This is a genomic window from Chryseobacterium tagetis (assembly GCF_016735585.2).
In the GTDB taxonomy this organism is placed as follows: domain Bacteria; phylum Bacteroidota; class Bacteroidia; order Flavobacteriales; family Weeksellaceae; genus Chryseobacterium; species Chryseobacterium tagetis.
Genome location: NZ_JAERSE020000006.1, coordinates 200,807 through 217,553, shown reverse-complemented (window position 1 = coordinate 217,553; position 16,747 = coordinate 200,807). Strand labels below are relative to the sequence as shown.

Here is a 16,747-nt window from a genome sequence, read left to right as displayed (position 1 = left end):
CTGAAACACAATTCGTTCCAGGCCGGGTTAATATAATGTAAATGAAAGAATAGTTAAATTTGCTGCGATTTTTTGGTTCTGTTGAAGATCCAAAAGATAATGGGAAAAATTAACAATGTTAAAACTGTTGCTGTGATTAATCCACCGATAATTACAATCGCCAATGGTTTTTGAGATTCAGACCCAATTCCCGTAGATAATGCAGCGGGCATCAATCCGATAGAAGCCATCAACGCGGTCATGATCACGGGGCGCGTTCTGGATTTCACTCCACTCAATATAGACTCATCCAGACTCAGTCCGTTTTTGACATTCTGATGGAATTCCGTTATAAGAATCACCCCGTTCTGAATACAGATCCCTAGAAGGGCAATCATCCCTACTCCAGCGGAAATCCCAAAGTTGATTCCTGTGACATGAAGTGCGATAATTCCTCCAATCAAAGCAAACGGTACATTCGCCAATACCAAAAGAGAATCTTTCATGTTTCCGAAAAGGATAAATAATAGGAAGAAAATTCCTAAAATACTGATCGGAACCACCTGCGTCAATCTTTTCGAAGCTCTTTGCTGGTTTTCAAACTGACCGGTCCATCCTACTGAGTAGCCATCGGGAAGTTCAATTTTCGCCACTTTTTTCTGAGCATCGGCAATCGTACTCCCCAAATCTCGGTCACGAATCGAGAATTTCACTCCAATATATCTTTTAATATCATCACGATAAATAAATGCCGCTCCGTTATCTTTCACAATTGTACTGATCTCTTTTAAAGGAATTTTAGCACCATCCTGTGTAGGAACCATCAATGCAGCGATATCATTCTCATCTTTTCTGTACTCCTGTGAGTAACGGAGACGGATTGGGAACTTTCTTTCTCCATCAAACATTTCGGAAGCCGTTTTCCCTCCAAAAGCCATTTCCAGTACAGATTGTGCATCATCCGGCATCACTCCGTACGCAGCCATTTTATCTCTGTCTAAGACCACACTTACTTCAGGCTGACCAATATTTTTAATAATACCAGGATCTTTTACTCCATCTACATCTTTGATTTGCTTTAAAACTTCTTCGGCTAATCGATCCAGTGTTTCAAGATTATCCCCATAAATTTTAATTCCGTTTTCAGCTTTGAAACCTGCCACTGCTTCGGCAACATTATCAGAAATCGGCTGGGAATAATTAAAGGTAATCCCTTGATAGGTTCTTAATTTTTTATCGATTTCTTCAATTAATTCCTCATAGGTGATTTTTCGCTTCCAGTCTTCTTTAGGCTTAAGGTTTACGGCAAACTGTACGAATCCAAAACCATTCGGGTCGGTTCCGTCATTACTTCGTCCTGTTTGCGCCAGAACATCGGTCACCTCAGGGAAACTCATAATATCTTTTTTGAGAAGATCCGCCGTTTTTAAAGATTCTTTTAGAGACGAGCTCATCGGCATTTCTGCAGTGATCCACAACGAACCTTCATTTAACTGTGGTAAAAATTCCGTTCCTAAAAATTTTCCTGAGAATAAAGTCACTGCCAAAAATGAGATGGCAACGATCAAACTCATTCTTTTATGTTTAAAAGTATAGTTAAACCCTTTCAAGACAATTCTGTCCCAGAAATTCACAAACGGATTGTTTTTTTCTTTTACATTTTTATTTAAAAGGATATGTGAAAGAACAGGAACTAAGGTCAAAGTGAAAATCAGAGCTCCCATCAAAGCAAAACCTAAAGTAAATGCTAATGGCGAGAACATTTTGCCTTCCACTTTCTGGAATGAGAAGATCGGAATTAAGGAAGTAATGATAATTAATTTTGAAAAGAATATCGCTTTTCCTAATCCGGTTCCAGTTTGTTTGATCCAGCCTCCTTTAGCCATTTTATTGAACTTCTCTTCTCCATATTTATGGGCTTTATGATCGAGCATTACAAAGAGTCCTTCGACCATGACGACGGCTCCGTCTATAATGATCCCAAAATCTACCGCACCAAGAGAGAGTAAGTTGGCGCTCATTCCCGCAAGTTTTAAACATAGAAATGCAAATAATAAGGATAACGGGATAATGATGGAAACAATCAAAGTTGTTCTCCAGTCTGCCATAAAGATCAAAACGATCACAGTCACCAAAACAATTCCTTCAATAAGGTTGTGCATTACAGTGTGTGTAGTGAAATCCATCAAATTGTCACGATCATAGAAAGTAACCATTTTTACATCTTTCGGAAGGATTTTTTCGTTAAGCTCTTTAATTTTAGCTTTTACTCCAACTAATACATCACGCGGGTTCTCCCCTTTTCTCATAACAACGATTCCTTCCACCGTATCTTCATGATTGTTCAATCCCGCCTGTCCTACTCTAGGCATGGAACTTTCGTGAACTTCCGCAACATTTTTAACCAAGACTGGATTTCCGCTATCATTTTGAATCGTAATATTTCCGATATCAGCAACGGATTTCACCAAACCGATTCCACGAACAACATAAGCCTGTCCGTTTTTCTCGATCACATCACCTCCGACATTTAAATTACTTTTCGTAACAGCATCATACACCTGAAGCGGTGTCAAATTATATTTATCTAAAGCTCTCGGATCAATACTTAATTCAAAGACTTTATCCTGACCTCCGAAAACATTGATATCTGCAACTCCCGGAACACCTCTTAAAGCACGATCGATCACCCAATTCTGAAGAGTCAATAGTTCACGGGAATCTTTCTTTTTACTTTCTAAAGTATATCGGAAAATTTCTCCGGTTGGCCCATAAGGCGGCTGAACTTCGGGATCTACCTCATCCGGGAGGCTGACTGTGCGTAATTGGTTATTTACCTGATTTCGTGCAAAAGTATCGTCTACCCCATCGTCGAAAAGAATTTTAACAATGGAAAGTCCAAACATCGTGGTACTTCTCACGCTTGTTTTCTTTTGAACGGGGCTCATTGCCAACTCGATAGGAGTGGTTACAAAACGTTCGACTTCTTCTGCACTTCGCCCGTTCCATTGGGTAATGATAACAATCTGGGTATTGGTAACATCCGGAAAAGCTTCAATAGGCATATTTTTGAAACTTATAAATCCTGCAACAGCCAAAACCGCTACCCAAATAAAAGTAAATGCTTTGTTTTTTAATGAAAAAGCAATTATATTTTTAATGAATTTATTCATGATAGATTTTTTGATGACCTAAAAAAGTCGTTGAATTTGTTTTAAACGCAAAGCTCACAAAGGTTTTTCATGATTCTCTTTCTGCATATTCGTTCGCAAAGGCGTTTCACTCAGCAAAGAATTCATTTCTGAACACTTAAGATTTTAACTGTTCAAAGAACGGTAAATCAATAATTGATTGTTGGTGATTACTTGTTCTCCTTCAGACAGGCCTTCGGAAATATAGGTGATATCTCCAACCTGCTTCAAGACTTTCACTTCTTTCACTTTTACATCGGTTCTGGATTTGTAGATCACCACAAAACTTCTGTTGTCATCAAAAATTACAGCTTTTGAAGGAACAGTGAGTGCCGTTCCATTTTCTGAGCTTGTTACTTTTATTGTTGCTTTACTTTCAGGAATCAGCAATCCGTTTTGATTATCCAGCACGACTCTTGCCTGCATTGCGTTGGTTTGCGGATCGATGATTTTAAAGATTTTATCAATTTTTCCGTCAAAAACTTTATCCGGATAAGATAATGTTGAAACCTGTGCTTTCATTCCAAGACTGATTTTATCAATATCAGATTCGTTGACGTTCATAATTGCCCAAACATTGGTTGTGTTAGCTACATCGAAAATATTATCGCTTCTATCACTTCTCAACTGCATATCTTTGTTAATATTCTTCTGAACAATATATCCGCTGATCGGAGCAACAACACTGTAAATATTTCCTTTCTTCACATTATAAACCGTACTTACCGCACTCGCTCTCTGTAACTGGTCCTGTGCTTTCTGCAGCTGGCTTTTTGCTTCTAATACATCTCTCTCGGTATTCAATTTACCTTCATACATTTCTTTTGCTACACGAAGGTTATTTTGAGCAACGACCAAATCAGTTTTTGCATCGCTCACATCTTTCTGAACTTCCGCCAGCTCGGTACTTCTGATCGTTGCCAAAACCTGGCCTTTCGTCACATGATCTCCAAGTTCAACATTTACGCTCAAAACGTTTCCTCCGACTAACGGATAAACGTCGATATAACTGTTTTTGTCCGCTGAAATTTTTCCGTAAAAACTATAATCGTCTTCTATATATTTTTTTTCAACTTTAGCCAATGAAATCGATTGAAGCATGGTATTGCTCAATTCAAAGCCTTTTTTTGCCTGTGGTTTTGTTTCTGCCTCTTTTTTGGAGCAAGATAAAACTGACAAAGCCACCATTACCGGGATTATATAATTTTTCATGTTTAATAGAAGATTTTCGTTTGTACTAGTTGATTCAATTGTTCTGCGGACTGCATAATTTCGTTTTTCATATCATAGATCTGAAGAGCTGTTTCTCTGTAGCTGTCCATGAAATCTGTAAATTCAATAAGACTTACATTGCCTTTTCTGAAATTGTTCAGCATTCCGTTGTAGACCAATTCCATATTATTAAGATCTGTAGATTTGATTTCTGCCAACTGGTCATATTGCGATTTCCATGTTTTATAGGCGGACTGCACTTTCGTTTCCAGATTCAGTTTTTGGAAATCTGCATTTTTCTGATTTTGCTGAATGGCGAAATTCGCTTTATCTACATTTCCTTTATTGGATTTCCACAACGGCAACGGAATTCCGACCATCAGATTCACTTCATTTTTAAAAGTTCCTCCGTTTTGATCCCATCCTGCTCCAAGATTAAGATCCGGAACATTCAGTGATTTCTGCCATTGAGCGTACAACTTACTGTTGTCTATTAATTTTAAATTATATTGATAATCTGCATTGTTTTCCAATGCTTTTTTCTTGAGTTCTATGTCATCCCCGAAAGGCTGAGCTGCAAGGATATCTTTTGCCTCTAATTCTGAAAGTTCAGGATCAATATCATCTGTAATTCCTGTTAAAACTTTTAAAGTCTGTTCAAATTCAAGAATATTTTTATTGATTCCTATTTTATCATTATTTAGCTGAATCACGATACTCTGCAGTCTCACTTCATCTTTCAAAGAGACATTTCCTTTTGCTGACTGTACTTTATAAGCTGCCAAAAGGTCATTCATATACCCAAGCTGCTTATTGGTATTTTCAAGTTTTAATTTTTCGTAGTAAAGATCGAAATACGCAGAACGAAGCTGTGATCTCAAATCTACCAGAAGTTGAGAAAACTGAAGCTGAGCCAGTTCTTTATTAGATTTCGCGAAGGCAATTTCGTTTTTCTTTTTGCCTCCCATGTAAATTAACTGCGTTACTTGCGCTCCTTTTGCGTGTCCTGCGTCAAAGATTCTTCTGTCTTCAGGATTATACGCATTGATTTGTCCGCTCAGCTGCGGAAGCTCCCAGATTTTGGCCTGCAAAACGTCTGCATCAGCCATGTTAATGTTGTACTGTTCCGCAAGCAGTTGTAAATTGTTCTCCTGGAAAGCTTTTTCACAATCCTGAAGAGACATTTTCTGTTGTGCCGTCATGAATGAGGAAATGACGATGAACAGTCCTGCAAATTTGTTCATTATTTTTTCTTTTTAAGTTACAAAATTGCCTTTATGCTATTAAAAAGCTCTTAAAGAATCCTTAAAAAAAAATTAAAATCCCTGATTAACACTCATTTTTTGAATAAATATTTTTTAAAATTCCTGGTAATATTTAATCCCTTATCGTTGAATTTTAAGTAAAATTTAATCATTCGTTTAACACAAAAATGATTTTGAGATTTATAAAATGAAAATGATTGTAAAGAATTATTTATGAAAAATAACACTGAATTTATTCACCAAATCTTCAGGAGAAGTATAGATGATTTTAGCGCCATGATATTCAAGAATTCTTTTGACAATTCTTAAACCAAGCCCAGATCCGGAAATATTTTGAGAATTTTTCCCTCGTTTAAAAGCCTCAAATAGTTTTGACTGCTCTTCTTCAGAAATCGTATTTCCGTGAGAAATTACATCCACAACAAGATTTTCGGCTGTTTCTGTAATCAAAACATCAACTTCCACATCATCGGAATAGACAGCTGCGTTTTTAAACAGATTAATAAAAACAATCTCCAATAAAGATTGTATTCCTTTTATCGTCAAAAGAGCATCTTCAGAAGTACCTTCGGAAATAAGGAAATCTATTTTCAGTTTTGGGTAACTTTTTTCAACAGCTTCGAAAGATTCAAAAATCACCTCATCGATTCTTACTTCTTCGTAAATACTCTGAATATTTTCTCTATCGAATTTTGTTAATAGTAAAAGTGAGTTCGTCAAATCCGACAGCTGGTAAACATCACGCTGAATTTGTTTTAAAGAAGACAGGGTTTCCGGAGAATGCTGTTCAAATTTAATTAAATTCTCCAGCTGAAAAGCCATTCTTGTAATCGGAGTCCGGATCTCATGAGAAGCACTTGCCGTAAAATCTTTCTGTGACTGGAAAACATCATCTAGCCTACCAATCATCGTGTTAAAAGATTTTGCAAGAACGTCTATCTCATCATTAGAATTACGAGTAGGAATCTGTGTTGTCAGTTTATGAGCAGTCACTTCTGAAATTTCTTTATTCAGATCTTCCAAAGGCTTGAGGAATTGTCCCATAAAGTAATAACTAAAGAAACCAATAAGCAATGTACTCATGACATACGCTGTTATCAAAAGATATTTCAGATAAGCTAATTTTGAATTCCCGTTCGTGTCAAGAGCACTGGTAAGTATATAATAGTTTTCACCATTAATGGTTTTAAGAGCCGCATAAATTTCAGGAACCGTTTTCTCGGAATAGATAATTTTCTTTTCGTCAAGTTCTTTTAATAAAGCACTATCCCAGGTTACATTTCTATCTTTGATAGTACTATAAATAAGTTCTTTTTCCCCATTAAAAATCAAAATGGTTTCATTTAAAAGAATGTTATCCGAGTTTTCATTAAAAAATATGGGGGCTTCCTCTTCAAAATCTTTTGACTTGGCAATAAAATGAGAAGTAAACTCCAATCTCTGCCTGAATCTTTCTTTGAATTCTTCTCTTCGGAAATCATTAAAAGACATATAAATGACCGCCATTACAATACCGAAAAGCAATGAAAAGGCAATACTGAGATTGAGCGCTATCTTCCGTTTTAAAGACATTTTATAATGGACTTAGGTAATATCCGAAACCGGAACGTGTGTGAATAAGTTTAACTTTGAAATCTTTATCAATTTTTTTTCTTAAAAAGTTGATATATACTTCTACTGTATTGGTATTCGTATTAAAATTGTGTTCCCAAACATGTTCTGTAATCTGTTGTTTGGAAACTGTTCTTCCCTGCGCTTCGGCAAGATAAACCAGCAATTGGAATTCTTTCAGGGTAAGACTTATTTCATTACCAGCACGATATACCTTTTGTTCGGTTTTATTTACGATCAGATCATCAATTCTGATAATATCCTGATCTGTAGTTTCAGAAGGGGTTTTTCTTCTCAGTAATGAATTGACACGCAACAAGAGTTCTTCAAATTGAAAAGGTTTCACCAGATAATCATCCGCCAACCTCGTGAATGCATCTTTCTTATCTGACAGATCTCCATAAGCTGAAATGATGATAATCGGAGTATTTTTATCAAAAGAACGAATCGTCTGACATACATCCAGCCCATTGATCTTTGGAACATTAATATCCAGCAAATACAAATCATAGGTATTATTCTTTATCTGGCGGATAAAGGTTTCACCATCATAGATTTTATCACACGTAAAATTATTTGATTCCAAGAATTTGCAAAGTTCTGCCGAAAGAATAAGATCGTCTTCCAATAAAAGAATATTCATCAAACTATATTTTATACGAATGTAACAAAATTTTTTATGATTGTAAATGAAGTTGTAAAGAGAAAGAGAGACTTTAATTAAATTTTAAGGTTGAATTTCTATTTTAATAACTATGACCAACTATACAATTCTAACATTGACATCAGCCAAGAATTTCATTATAATCCAATTGGGTGTTTAACAATTATCTTAAGTCAGATCCGAAATATTTCTACTTTTAAAATAAGGGGGCTTCAAAATGGTATCGAAATATTTTTGAAAAGTTCAGGCAAAAAAATATCCCGAAGAAATCGGGATTGAAACGAGAGCCAACTACGGGACTTGAACCCGTGACCTCTTCCTTACCAAGGAAGCACTCTACCGCTGAGCTAAGTCGGCATTAACTAAAAAAATCACACTGAATAGCATGATTTTCGTTGAGCGGAAGACGGGGGTCGAACCCGCGACATTCAGCTTGGAAGGCTGACGCTCTACCAACTGAGCTACTTCCGCAATTTTGTTTCCAAAATTATTGGTAAACGCTTTGCAAACTTAGGAAAAATCCTTTAGTTGTGCAAGTTTTTCTTTAATATAAAATGTGGGGAGAGCAGGATTCGAACCTACGAAGCCGAAGCAACTGAGTTACAGTCAGTCCCATTTAGCCACTCTGGAATCTCCCCAGATATTTTATATTAAAATTGAGCTTCCAGAGGGATTCGAACCCACGACCCCGAGATTACAAATCACGTGCTCTGGCCAACTGAGCTATGGAAGCAATTTTAATAATTGGACTGAATCTTTAGAGAAACTCTACTCTACATCATTTCAGTTGTAAAAAACACACTTTACAAGTGATATTTGAGCGGAAGACGGGGGTCGAACCCGCGACATTCAGCTTGGAAGGCTGACGCTCTACCAACTGAGCTACTTCCGCAATTTTGTTTCCAAAACTATTGGTAAACGCTGTGCAAAACTAAGAATAATTCTCGAATCTTGCAAGTTTTTTTTCTAATATAAAATGTGGGGAGAGCAGGATTCGAACCTACGAAGCCGAAGCAACTGAGTTACAGTCAGTCCCATTTAGCCACTCTGGAATCTCCCCAGATATTTTATATTAAAATTGAGCTTCCAGAGGGATTCGAACCCACGACCCCGAGATTACAAATCACGTGCTCTGGCCAACTGAGCTATGGAAGCATTTAATAAAAAAAGAATTCAAAAGAACACTGTTCCCTTTTTGCGAGTGCAAATATAGAACGGTTTTTTTGAATTCTCAAATTTTTTAATGACTTTTTTTATCTTTTTTTTCTATGCCATTTCTTTTTTCTTGATTAGTAGCTTTTTAGCAGTATCAACACACAGGTCTAAACTTTCTTCAAAAGAGTTGGAAGTCTTTTTTACTACGATATCATCTCCCGGAACCGCCAAAATAATCTCGGCAGTTTTGTTAGCTTTATCCGAGTTGTTTTCTACTTTTAAAAATATTTTACACTCTACAATTTTATCATAAAATGTATCCAATTTGCTTACTTTTTTTTCAATGTGTGATTCTAGTGGTTCGTGTGGAGTTAAACCAATTGATTGTACTGTGATCTTCATAATTCTTCTTTTTTTGATGCTCTAGGGTGAGCCAGATTAAACACTTTTTTCAATTGTTCTATATTCGCATTCGTATAAACTTGAGTACTTGCAAGACTGGAATGCCCTAATATTTTTTTCACTTTGGAGATCTCCGCCCCATTATCCAAAACGTGTGTAGCAAAGCTATGACGAAGGATGTGAGGACTTCTTTTTTCTTTTGTTGTTATAAGACTAAGGTACTTATTAACTACCACATAAACAAATTTTTCAGAGAGTTTTTTGCCTTTCTTGTTAACAAAAAAACAGGACTCATATTCAACCATTGGCTTACGGACATCTAAGTAACTTTTTAACAGATCTGACAAGTTTTGGGAAATAGGAATCACCCTTTCTTTATTACCTTTCCCGATAACTTTCATTTCGTTTCCGTCTATGTTAACATTCTCAAATATCATACCACAGAGCTCCGCCTTCCGAATACCAGTCTGATACAATACCTCTATGATAGATTTTTCCAAAACATCGTGTATGTAATCAAATATATTATCACTAAGCACCTGCATTTCCTCTTTAGAGATAGGAATTTGCTTTTCTGCATAAAATTTGAGGGAAGAGATGCTCTCTGTAGGAGAAACCTTAATCTCCCCTATCTTAAGAAGAAACAGATAGAAGCTACGCAATGAAGAAAGTTTCCTATTAATACTTCTCTTGGAAATACCATTCTCACTTAATTCTACGATAAAGTTTCTGATTATTTTTTTGTCGGCTTTAGAAATATCGTCGGAAGATTCAGTTTTAAGATAGAAATGAGAAAAATCTTCCAGGTCTTTTTTATAGCTTGTAATGGTGTGAGGAGAATACCTCTTCTCTAATTGTAAATAGTCTAAAAATTTATTCAGCATCATTTAAGTATAAAAACAAAAATTCACTCTTCAAATATAACTATTTAAAGAGTGAATTTAGTATGTATTTAAGAAAATATCTTAAGCCTGTTCTTCCTTGCTAAGGTTTCTTTGCTTGTGAGCAGCTTTCAATCTAGCTTGTCTTAAAGTTACAGAAGGCTTAATAAACGCTTGTCTAGCTCTTAATTGACGAACTGTACCCGTTTTATCAAATTTTCTTTTATATTTTTTTAATGCTCTGTCGATAGACTCTCCGTCTTTTACTGGAATTATTAACATATATTACATCTCATTTTGGATTGCAAAAGTATACATTTTTTATTAAACTACAAAATAATCAATCTTATATAATTCAATTTTAATTAAAAAAAATCAAAAGAACCCTTTATTAATAGCTATTTACTTTCATAAATAATTAAGTCCATAATATGTTACAAATTCTCATTTTATCAATTGTATAAAAAAGCAACTCACAATATTAATGTTATTTGAACAAATTAATTATCTTTGCATTCACTTTATTCATGGGGTTGACTGGTTTCGACAGCAAGGTCAATGGATAAGTAAGCATGCAGAGAACCGTAGCGCGATCTCTATAATCCCTTGCTACAAAATTTTAACTGGCAACGAAGAGTTCGCTCTTGCAGCTTAATATCGAAGTATAGTAGATCAAGCGTTTTCCCGAAGATTTCAGTAGGGAAGCAAGATATTCCACAAATGCTCTGTTCTGCGGCGTTTGATTCTGGGATATAGGAATGCGGAAATAAGGTTTTATAAGCTTCGGATAAAACACGAAAATTTAGAAGATAAGCTGGAAGTTGGGTGTCTATCCTCTGCCTCCAGTCGAAAACCAATGGTAGAATAAGCATGTAGAAAGCTTATGTATTGCTTGTTTGGACGAGGGTTCGAATCCCTCCAACTCCACTTTTTAAACTAAAGAGAATTTGTAAATTATTGAATTTTAAATAATTACATTTTCTCTTTTTTGTTTTTGTACCCAAAGTTGTACCCAAATTTTTAAAATGTACTTTTTTGAATCTGTTTGAATTTAATTAAACTTATTTAAATTTTGAGAATACAATAAGTTATTATAATAATACAAATATACTACGATTTAAAGTAATGCCCGTTACTTTCAAAATAATCAAACATTATACTCCTTGCCGTAGCTTCCCAATCAATCACAACCCAATTCGGAATATTAAAAGTATCATCTTCATATAAGTATTGTACAAAGTCTTCATCACTTTCGTATTCGCCGTAATAAAAGTTGTTTACATATTCATACAGGCTTTGAAAATCCATTTTGCCTAAACAGTCAATACAAGCTTCAAAAACTTCTGAATCATATTCTGATACATTTATTTGCTCGGCAATCTCATAAATTTCGGGAGATAAAAAACTTTCCCCTATCAATCTCAATTTTTCAAATAGAGAACAACCCTCATAATCGGAAAATAAAAATTCAGGGTCAGATTCATCAGAATGTAGTTCATACATTACCTGTTGTAATTCTTCAAAATCAGAATAATCTGAAAGGTTAAGCCATTTGCCATACAGGCATGAATTATTGTACTTAGCGTATGTTGATACATAGATACTAGCAGTATCAAGACAATTTGTTAACTTTGTCATGTTGATAAGTTTTAGTGTAGTTAAAATTTATTGATTCGCCTAGTTGTGTTCGAGCCAGCTAGGCATTTTTTTTTTTATATTGAACCTTGTACCCAAAGACACAAGGCTAAAAGTAGCTTGTAAAGATGTATAAATATACAGCAAAATCCTCATAAATACAAGTGTTTACAGCAGTTTTTAACCAAAATATTAACGTCTGTTAAAAACTTTTTAATCACTCGGAGTACAGGAAAATAAGAACAGCAGTCAAAAAAAACAAAAAATCTTTGACAGGGGTACACCGAAAAAAAACACTCTGTCGGGGTGCGAAATCCATATAGTAGGTACACACCCGACATATCTATAAAAATTTTGAGATACGGCATAGGGGTGTATTTTTACAGCAAAAATTTGGAGGGTGGTGTAAATAGCACACCAAGTATTATGCACTTTCCCAAAACTCCACAGGTAAAATCATTACCATACCTAAAACAAAACAATCCGTTTACCATAGCTACCCGAAATATTTATTTAAGATTGTTAGAAGTGAATTAGAGTGAGATAGATAATGAAATAAATTTTATATTTGGAAGGATTTACCTACTTATGCTATACAAAGGGACTATTATATCAAACATTAAGCAACAACAAATATAGGCAATGCTAAAAATGATATCTAATGAAACAGCTAACATATTTATTCCTTTTACTGGTTTTATTTAGTTGCAATCAAAAAGCGCAGACTAAAAATAAAAATTTACAAGAAAATATATCAAAGTCAGACAGCATATACGCCAAAGAACTTATCGACAATGAGTTTCTAAAATATACTGACAGCTCAAAAATTAACAGTTTGAAAAGAGAACTTAAAAACTCTTTTGACATTTATGATGATGCCAATCTCAAAATAGCTCATATTGATGCAGAAGAACTTGCTGAATTTAATTTTGACTTTTTCCTTCCTCAAATAAATAAAATATTAGAGAAAAGAACCGTGAATTTGATTGTAAAAACTGCAAGTGATTATGAAAAAACAAATGATGTAATAATCAACGGAGAAAAATTAAATCTTTACACAAAAAAAGAACTTGATAATCTAACATTTTGGGACGCAGCACCAAGAAACTTTTTTAAGAAAGTAAATGAAATATTAAAAGTCAAAAATATAGACGAACAATTTTATTTACTTTATGGAGGTAATGATTTGCAGGCGATACTTTTGACAAAAAAACAGTTTTCAATCATTTCAGAATATTATAAAGATAACGAAAAAGAAAAACCATACAACCCATAAAAAGTACCGCCTCTAAAAAGGTTTACCAAAAGGGCTGAAATAATTCGATTAATATTTATATAAATATTAGCCTGTTCATTTTGGGGCAAATAGGTAGATATATATTAACAAAAGTACACTTGTTATTATTCCTATTTTTCACACCTCCATCAAGCCCATAAAGATTACTTACCTAAGTCGCAATAGACTTGTAAAAATTTACAAAATGAATCAAATTTTGTAGTTTATAGCGAATGTATAATAACAAAGGAAATTGTAAATTATTACAAAATTATTGCAGATAGAGTCATATCCTCAGTTTCTTACAGTACTGATAGGATATAAATTTCCATTAGTATGTTTTAACCAAAAATAATATAAATAAAAGCATAAAAACACCTCATTCCTTGATTACTGAAATCAAATAATTACAAACTTTAATTCATAAATATTAAAAAAATTAGCACAATATCTATTGTTATTATTGACGCAATGCCTAAATTAGAAAGTTAGCAGAAACACACAGAGACAGACTTCACAATGAAAATAAAAATCACAATTTTGATAATGGGAATTATAGGACTACTTGGATTGTTTGGCTGTAATGGGAAGACAAAATCAACGGAGAAACTAAACAACAAAGTGACATTTCAAGAACAACTTGTAATATTTAAACAACTTGGTTTTACACTAAACAAAGGTGTTGACACTTCAGACATAAATCGTTGGCAAGGAGGTTACAAAGAATTTGAAGACCAACCTTTTCATTTATTGTATCAGACACTTGGACAAACTATTGAAAGAGAACCTTGGACACCAATAACAAATAAATGTTGGGACTTTGACCTTGAAGCAATTGAAGACCATGGTGCATACATAGATATAATGCAAAACATTTCAAGAATTACTAGTGGTGAATTAAAGTTTGAAAATTTAAAAGACTATGTTGATGTAGAAGAAAAAAAAGCTTGGGTTTCATTCACTTGCAATGGAGACAATTATAAATGGGACTTAAAAGTTAACGATGATTGGGCAGATGGAGATTTATTTGACAAAGTTCAAGACTTGGCAGACAAATACAAAACAAAAGGACGATTTACATATTTCAATACTGGTGGACAAGATTTTGTTCTTGGCTATTATTCCAAAAAAGACCTTGAACAAATAGTGCAAAAAACAAATCTTAAAATTGTATGGTTAAAAGCAAAAGGGCAAATACATTGATTTTAAAAAGTGCTGCTGCTAACATCGGTTTGGCAAAAGCAGGGTAGACGGAAGTTATTGAGCATTTGGACTATATTTGGACTGACGATTTTCAAAAGCCCTTTCCGTTGAGCTTGCAAAGCTAATAACGAAAACCTGTTCAACCCTTAAACCATCTCAGGATAAACTCCCGCTTCGTTAGCTTTTTCTGTAATTATAGTTTTATCGGAAAAATATAGAGATAGAAGAGACTTTGATAAGAGTCTCTTTTTTTGTGTGTGATGATGCCCGAACAGTTGCATTTCCACAAAAAACAAACTGTCATATAATTACAAAAATTCTTATATTAGCACCTCAAATTTTATCGAAAAAACAGAAGCATAGCTTTTATTTTGTTAGCAGAAATCTGACAGTTTCAAAAAACGATACAAAATAAATAGTTTATGACTCGTGCTATATGGGCACGGGTTATTCCTATTTGTGTCGTTTGGCTTTGTCAGAGCCTCTGCTAGCAAATATGGTTTAATCCCGTGCTTTCTGCATTAATAACCTTCACTTTGCGGGATTAGTGAACTGACAAATCACTTATGAAAAAAATCTTTATTTCTCTCCTGCTGTTCGTGGGTATAACAGTATTCTCACAGGAAAAATTTGATTGTAACAATCTTTCTAAAACAGATTACCTGAATAAGTATCGGGAACTCCGAAGTTATGGACTTGACAAAATCACGCTCAAAGAAGGTAGAGAGGTATTACCATTGGTTATATCTCAAGTTTATGATGAAAACAGCCTGAGACAGATTTGCATCAATGCAGCTTATGCAGACCATAGATACGGTACAGAAGCACATTACGAAATGTATCGCAAAAATATTTACAACATATCTCGGGAAACATTCATGAAAGACTCAGATTACTTCGAGATATTCCTAGAAATTATTGCACAACTCAAAAACCAATAATCCGATGGAAAAGAAAACTATTCAGGTCGACAAAAACATACCTAAATCAATATTGATAGGTTTTGTATTAGCTTTTTTGACTGTTTTTGCAGTAGAGCATTTTAGCACATTTTCCTATATCCCCAATTTAAATATACCAACTACTGATAGTAACGGAAAGATTATTTTAAGTGGAACATATGACCCCACCACAACACCAGTAGCTACATTACATCAAACAACGCCTTTTGGAAAAAAAATAGATTTACCAACAAACAGTATGATGTGTAGCGAACTTTTGATTGGGGGTTCAGACTTTAAAAGCTACTCTAATAAAGGTTTGTTATTTGCAAAATCTACATTTAACGATTACAAATATCTTTTGTTCTTTTGGTTGGTCTATACGTTAATCACCTTGTTTTTCAAGAGATACAAATTAAAGGTTATGATTCTGATATTACCAACTTTAGGTATCAGTTGTGACAAGACCAAACAAGAACCATTTGGAAACTGTATAAGCCCCATAGACACAGTAAAAATCAACTCAAGCAACACAAACACAACAACACCTAAAAACACACCTAAAACAGTCGTAAAACATTCGTTTGTAGTCTTCAAGGTAAAAGATAAATACTTCGGTAAAGAATCTGTCATAGTAACAGGGATATTTAACACACCCTACACTATTAGCACAGATGAGGAATATATGATTTTAGATGATACACAGGCTAAATGCAACACCTATTTGTTTGACAAAAACATTCTTGAAAGATACATGATGAGATTTGACAGTTACGCAGAAGCCAGTCAGGAAAAAGAACAAATCTCTAACATCCGCAATTCCACAGCTACTCAATCTTCTGTAAAAGAAAAACGGACTCCAAAAACTCTAACCAAAGAGGAACAAAAGCGGATTATTAGAGATTGGAAAAGCATCACAGCCGAAGAACATAAAGAAGCTGAAAGAATGCAGGCTGAATATGAAGTCTGGGAAAATGAACAAAAAAGAAACTACAATTAATCTCAAAAATAAATCAATTATGAAAAAACTATTTTTCACACTAGTATTAGCAACGACACCTGTATTATTTTTTGCGCAGGAAGAAAAACCAAAAGAAACTGCAAAAGAATGTGATTTACCTTCTGACTTCAAAGAGCCAATTAAAAACAAACGACTAAAAAAGTTTGTAGCCATTGACAACGGAGTTGAGGAAAAAGAAGTAATCATTATCAGGGCACAAAATGGTCTTGGAAGTGGAATCTATACAGCTTGCGTGAAGGGAAAACCAATCCAATATCAAAAGATGGGAACAGTTTTTATGAGGGAAGGAAACAATCCCTTCAAAAAGTAAT

General features: G+C 34.4%; 14 protein-coding genes, 7 tRNA genes and 1 other RNA gene. 6 read left to right on the top strand and 16 right to left on the bottom strand.

Annotated features, from left to right (window positions below; translation table 11 throughout):
* Positions 1-53: 53 nt before the first annotated feature.
* The 15 genes from JI747_RS19780 to rpsU all read right to left on the bottom strand — a co-directional run bounded on the left by JI747_RS19780 (position 54) and on the right by rpsU (position 10,642).
* Positions 54-3,152 carry an efflux RND transporter permease subunit gene (locus JI747_RS19780; RefSeq protein WP_225690580.1) on the bottom strand — a complete coding sequence of 1,033 codons (3,099 nt, stop codon included), beginning with the start codon at positions 3,150-3,152 and terminating at the stop codon, positions 54-56.
* A gap of 144 nt (positions 3,153-3,296) precedes the next feature.
* Positions 3,297-4,382 carry an efflux RND transporter periplasmic adaptor subunit gene (locus tag JI747_RS19775; RefSeq protein ID WP_225690579.1) on the bottom strand — a complete coding sequence of 362 codons (1,086 nt, stop codon included), beginning with the start codon at positions 4,380-4,382 and terminating at the stop codon, positions 3,297-3,299.
* A gap of 2 nt (positions 4,383-4,384) precedes the next feature.
* Entirely contained in the window at positions 4,385-5,626 is a 1,242-nt protein-coding gene (locus tag JI747_RS19770; RefSeq protein WP_225690578.1) for a TolC family protein, read from the bottom strand.
* Positions 5,627-5,854: 228 nt separating this feature from the next.
* Complete coding sequence (locus tag JI747_RS19765) at positions 5,855-7,219, bottom strand: ATP-binding protein (RefSeq protein ID WP_225690577.1); 1,365 nt, start codon at positions 7,217-7,219, stop codon at positions 5,855-5,857.
* 1 nt (position 7,220) lies between these two features.
* Positions 7,221-7,901 carry a response regulator transcription factor gene (locus JI747_RS19760; RefSeq protein ID WP_225690576.1) on the bottom strand — a complete coding sequence of 227 codons (681 nt, stop codon included), beginning with the start codon at positions 7,899-7,901 and terminating at the stop codon, positions 7,221-7,223.
* A gap of 306 nt (positions 7,902-8,207) precedes the next feature.
* Positions 8,208-8,279 (bottom strand) — tRNA-Thr (locus tag JI747_RS19755).
* Positions 8,280-8,320: 41 nt separating this feature from the next.
* Positions 8,321-8,393 (bottom strand) — tRNA-Gly (locus JI747_RS19750).
* A gap of 86 nt (positions 8,394-8,479) precedes the next feature.
* Positions 8,480-8,560, bottom strand: a tRNA-Tyr gene (locus tag JI747_RS19745).
* A gap of 21 nt (positions 8,561-8,581) precedes the next feature.
* Positions 8,582-8,655: transfer RNA gene (locus JI747_RS19740), tRNA-Thr, on the bottom strand.
* Between the two features lie 86 nt (positions 8,656-8,741).
* Positions 8,742-8,814 (bottom strand) — tRNA-Gly (locus tag JI747_RS19735).
* A gap of 87 nt (positions 8,815-8,901) precedes the next feature.
* Positions 8,902-8,982, bottom strand: a tRNA-Tyr gene (locus JI747_RS19730).
* 21 nt (positions 8,983-9,003) lie between these two features.
* Positions 9,004-9,077: transfer RNA gene (locus tag JI747_RS19725), tRNA-Thr, on the bottom strand.
* A 111-nt stretch (positions 9,078-9,188) separates the two neighbouring features.
* On the bottom strand, positions 9,189-9,479 hold the full coding sequence (locus JI747_RS19720) for an HPF/RaiA family ribosome-associated protein (protein WP_225690575.1): 291 nt from the start codon (positions 9,477-9,479) through the stop codon (positions 9,189-9,191).
* Entirely contained in the window at positions 9,476-10,363 is an 888-nt protein-coding gene (locus tag JI747_RS19715) for a tyrosine-type recombinase/integrase (RefSeq protein ID WP_225690574.1), read from the bottom strand. Before JI747_RS19715 ends, JI747_RS19720 begins: the two co-directional genes overlap by 4 nt.
* Before the next feature lie 81 nt (positions 10,364-10,444).
* Positions 10,445-10,642: a 30S ribosomal protein S21 gene (gene rpsU, locus JI747_RS19710; protein WP_039365233.1), complete on the bottom strand. Its 198-nt coding sequence runs from the start codon at positions 10,640-10,642 to the stop codon at positions 10,445-10,447.
* A gap of 247 nt (positions 10,643-10,889) precedes the next feature.
* Between rpsU and ssrA the strand changes: the two genes are divergently transcribed.
* Positions 10,890-11,290: a transfer-messenger RNA gene (ssrA, locus tag JI747_RS19705) on the top strand.
* Between the two features lie 180 nt (positions 11,291-11,470).
* Here ssrA and JI747_RS19700 read toward each other — a convergent pair.
* Entirely contained in the window at positions 11,471-11,998 is a 528-nt protein-coding gene (locus tag JI747_RS19700; RefSeq protein ID WP_225690573.1) for an antirestriction protein ArdA, read from the bottom strand.
* A gap of 658 nt (positions 11,999-12,656) precedes the next feature.
* Between JI747_RS19700 and JI747_RS19695 the strand changes: the two genes are divergently transcribed.
* The 5 genes from JI747_RS19695 (at position 12,657) to JI747_RS19675 (ending at position 16,746) form a co-directional block, all read left to right on the top strand.
* Positions 12,657-13,271 carry a hypothetical protein gene (locus JI747_RS19695; protein WP_225690572.1) on the top strand — a complete coding sequence of 205 codons (615 nt, stop codon included), beginning with the start codon at positions 12,657-12,659 and terminating at the stop codon, positions 13,269-13,271.
* A gap of 546 nt (positions 13,272-13,817) precedes the next feature.
* Positions 13,818-14,474 (top strand): hypothetical protein, encoded by a 657-nt coding sequence (locus JI747_RS19690; RefSeq protein WP_225690571.1) that lies wholly within the window; start codon positions 13,818-13,820, stop codon positions 14,472-14,474.
* 566 nt (positions 14,475-15,040) lie between these two features.
* Positions 15,041-15,415, top strand: coding sequence for a hypothetical protein (locus tag JI747_RS19685; protein ID WP_225690570.1), 375 nt, complete (start codon positions 15,041-15,043; stop codon positions 15,413-15,415).
* Positions 15,416-15,419: 4 nt separating this feature from the next.
* A complete protein-coding gene (locus JI747_RS19680) occupies positions 15,420-16,415 on the top strand; it encodes a hypothetical protein (RefSeq protein ID WP_225690568.1) in 996 nt (331 codons plus the stop codon).
* Positions 16,416-16,434: 19 nt separating this feature from the next.
* On the top strand, positions 16,435-16,746 hold the full coding sequence (locus JI747_RS19675; protein WP_225690567.1) for a hypothetical protein: 312 nt from the start codon (positions 16,435-16,437) through the stop codon (positions 16,744-16,746).
* Position 16,747 lies beyond the last annotated feature (1 nt).

Excerpts from the sequence above, each read along its gene's own strand:
- JI747_RS19780 (WP_225690580.1), bottom strand. The coding sequence starts at position 3,152 with ATGAATAAATTCATTAAAAATATAATTGCTTTTTCATTAAAAAACAAA.
- JI747_RS19775 (WP_225690579.1), bottom strand. The coding sequence starts at position 4,382 with ATGAAAAATTATATAATCCCGGTAATGGTGGCTTTGTCAGTTTTATCT.
- JI747_RS19770 (WP_225690578.1), bottom strand. The coding sequence starts at position 5,626 with ATGAACAAATTTGCAGGACTGTTCATCGTCATTTCCTCATTCATGACG.
- JI747_RS19765 (WP_225690577.1), bottom strand. The coding sequence starts at position 7,219 with ATGTCTTTAAAACGGAAGATAGCGCTCAATCTCAGTATTGCCTTTTCA.
- JI747_RS19760 (WP_225690576.1), bottom strand. The coding sequence starts at position 7,901 with ATGAATATTCTTTTATTGGAAGACGATCTTATTCTTTCGGCAGAACTT.
- JI747_RS19720 (WP_225690575.1), bottom strand. The coding sequence starts at position 9,479 with ATGAAGATCACAGTACAATCAATTGGTTTAACTCCACACGAACCACTA.
- JI747_RS19715 (WP_225690574.1), bottom strand. The coding sequence starts at position 10,363 with ATGCTGAATAAATTTTTAGACTATTTACAATTAGAGAAGAGGTATTCT.
- rpsU (WP_039365233.1), bottom strand. The coding sequence starts at position 10,642 with ATGTTAATAATTCCAGTAAAAGACGGAGAGTCTATCGACAGAGCATTA.
- JI747_RS19700 (WP_225690573.1), bottom strand. The coding sequence starts at position 11,998 with ATGACAAAGTTAACAAATTGTCTTGATACTGCTAGTATCTATGTATCA.
- JI747_RS19695 (WP_225690572.1), top strand. The coding sequence starts at position 12,657 with ATGAAACAGCTAACATATTTATTCCTTTTACTGGTTTTATTTAGTTGC.
- JI747_RS19690 (WP_225690571.1), top strand. The coding sequence starts at position 13,818 with ATGGGAATTATAGGACTACTTGGATTGTTTGGCTGTAATGGGAAGACA.
- JI747_RS19685 (WP_225690570.1), top strand. The coding sequence starts at position 15,041 with ATGAAAAAAATCTTTATTTCTCTCCTGCTGTTCGTGGGTATAACAGTA.
- JI747_RS19680 (WP_225690568.1), top strand. The coding sequence starts at position 15,420 with ATGGAAAAGAAAACTATTCAGGTCGACAAAAACATACCTAAATCAATA.
- JI747_RS19675 (WP_225690567.1), top strand. The coding sequence starts at position 16,435 with ATGAAAAAACTATTTTTCACACTAGTATTAGCAACGACACCTGTATTA.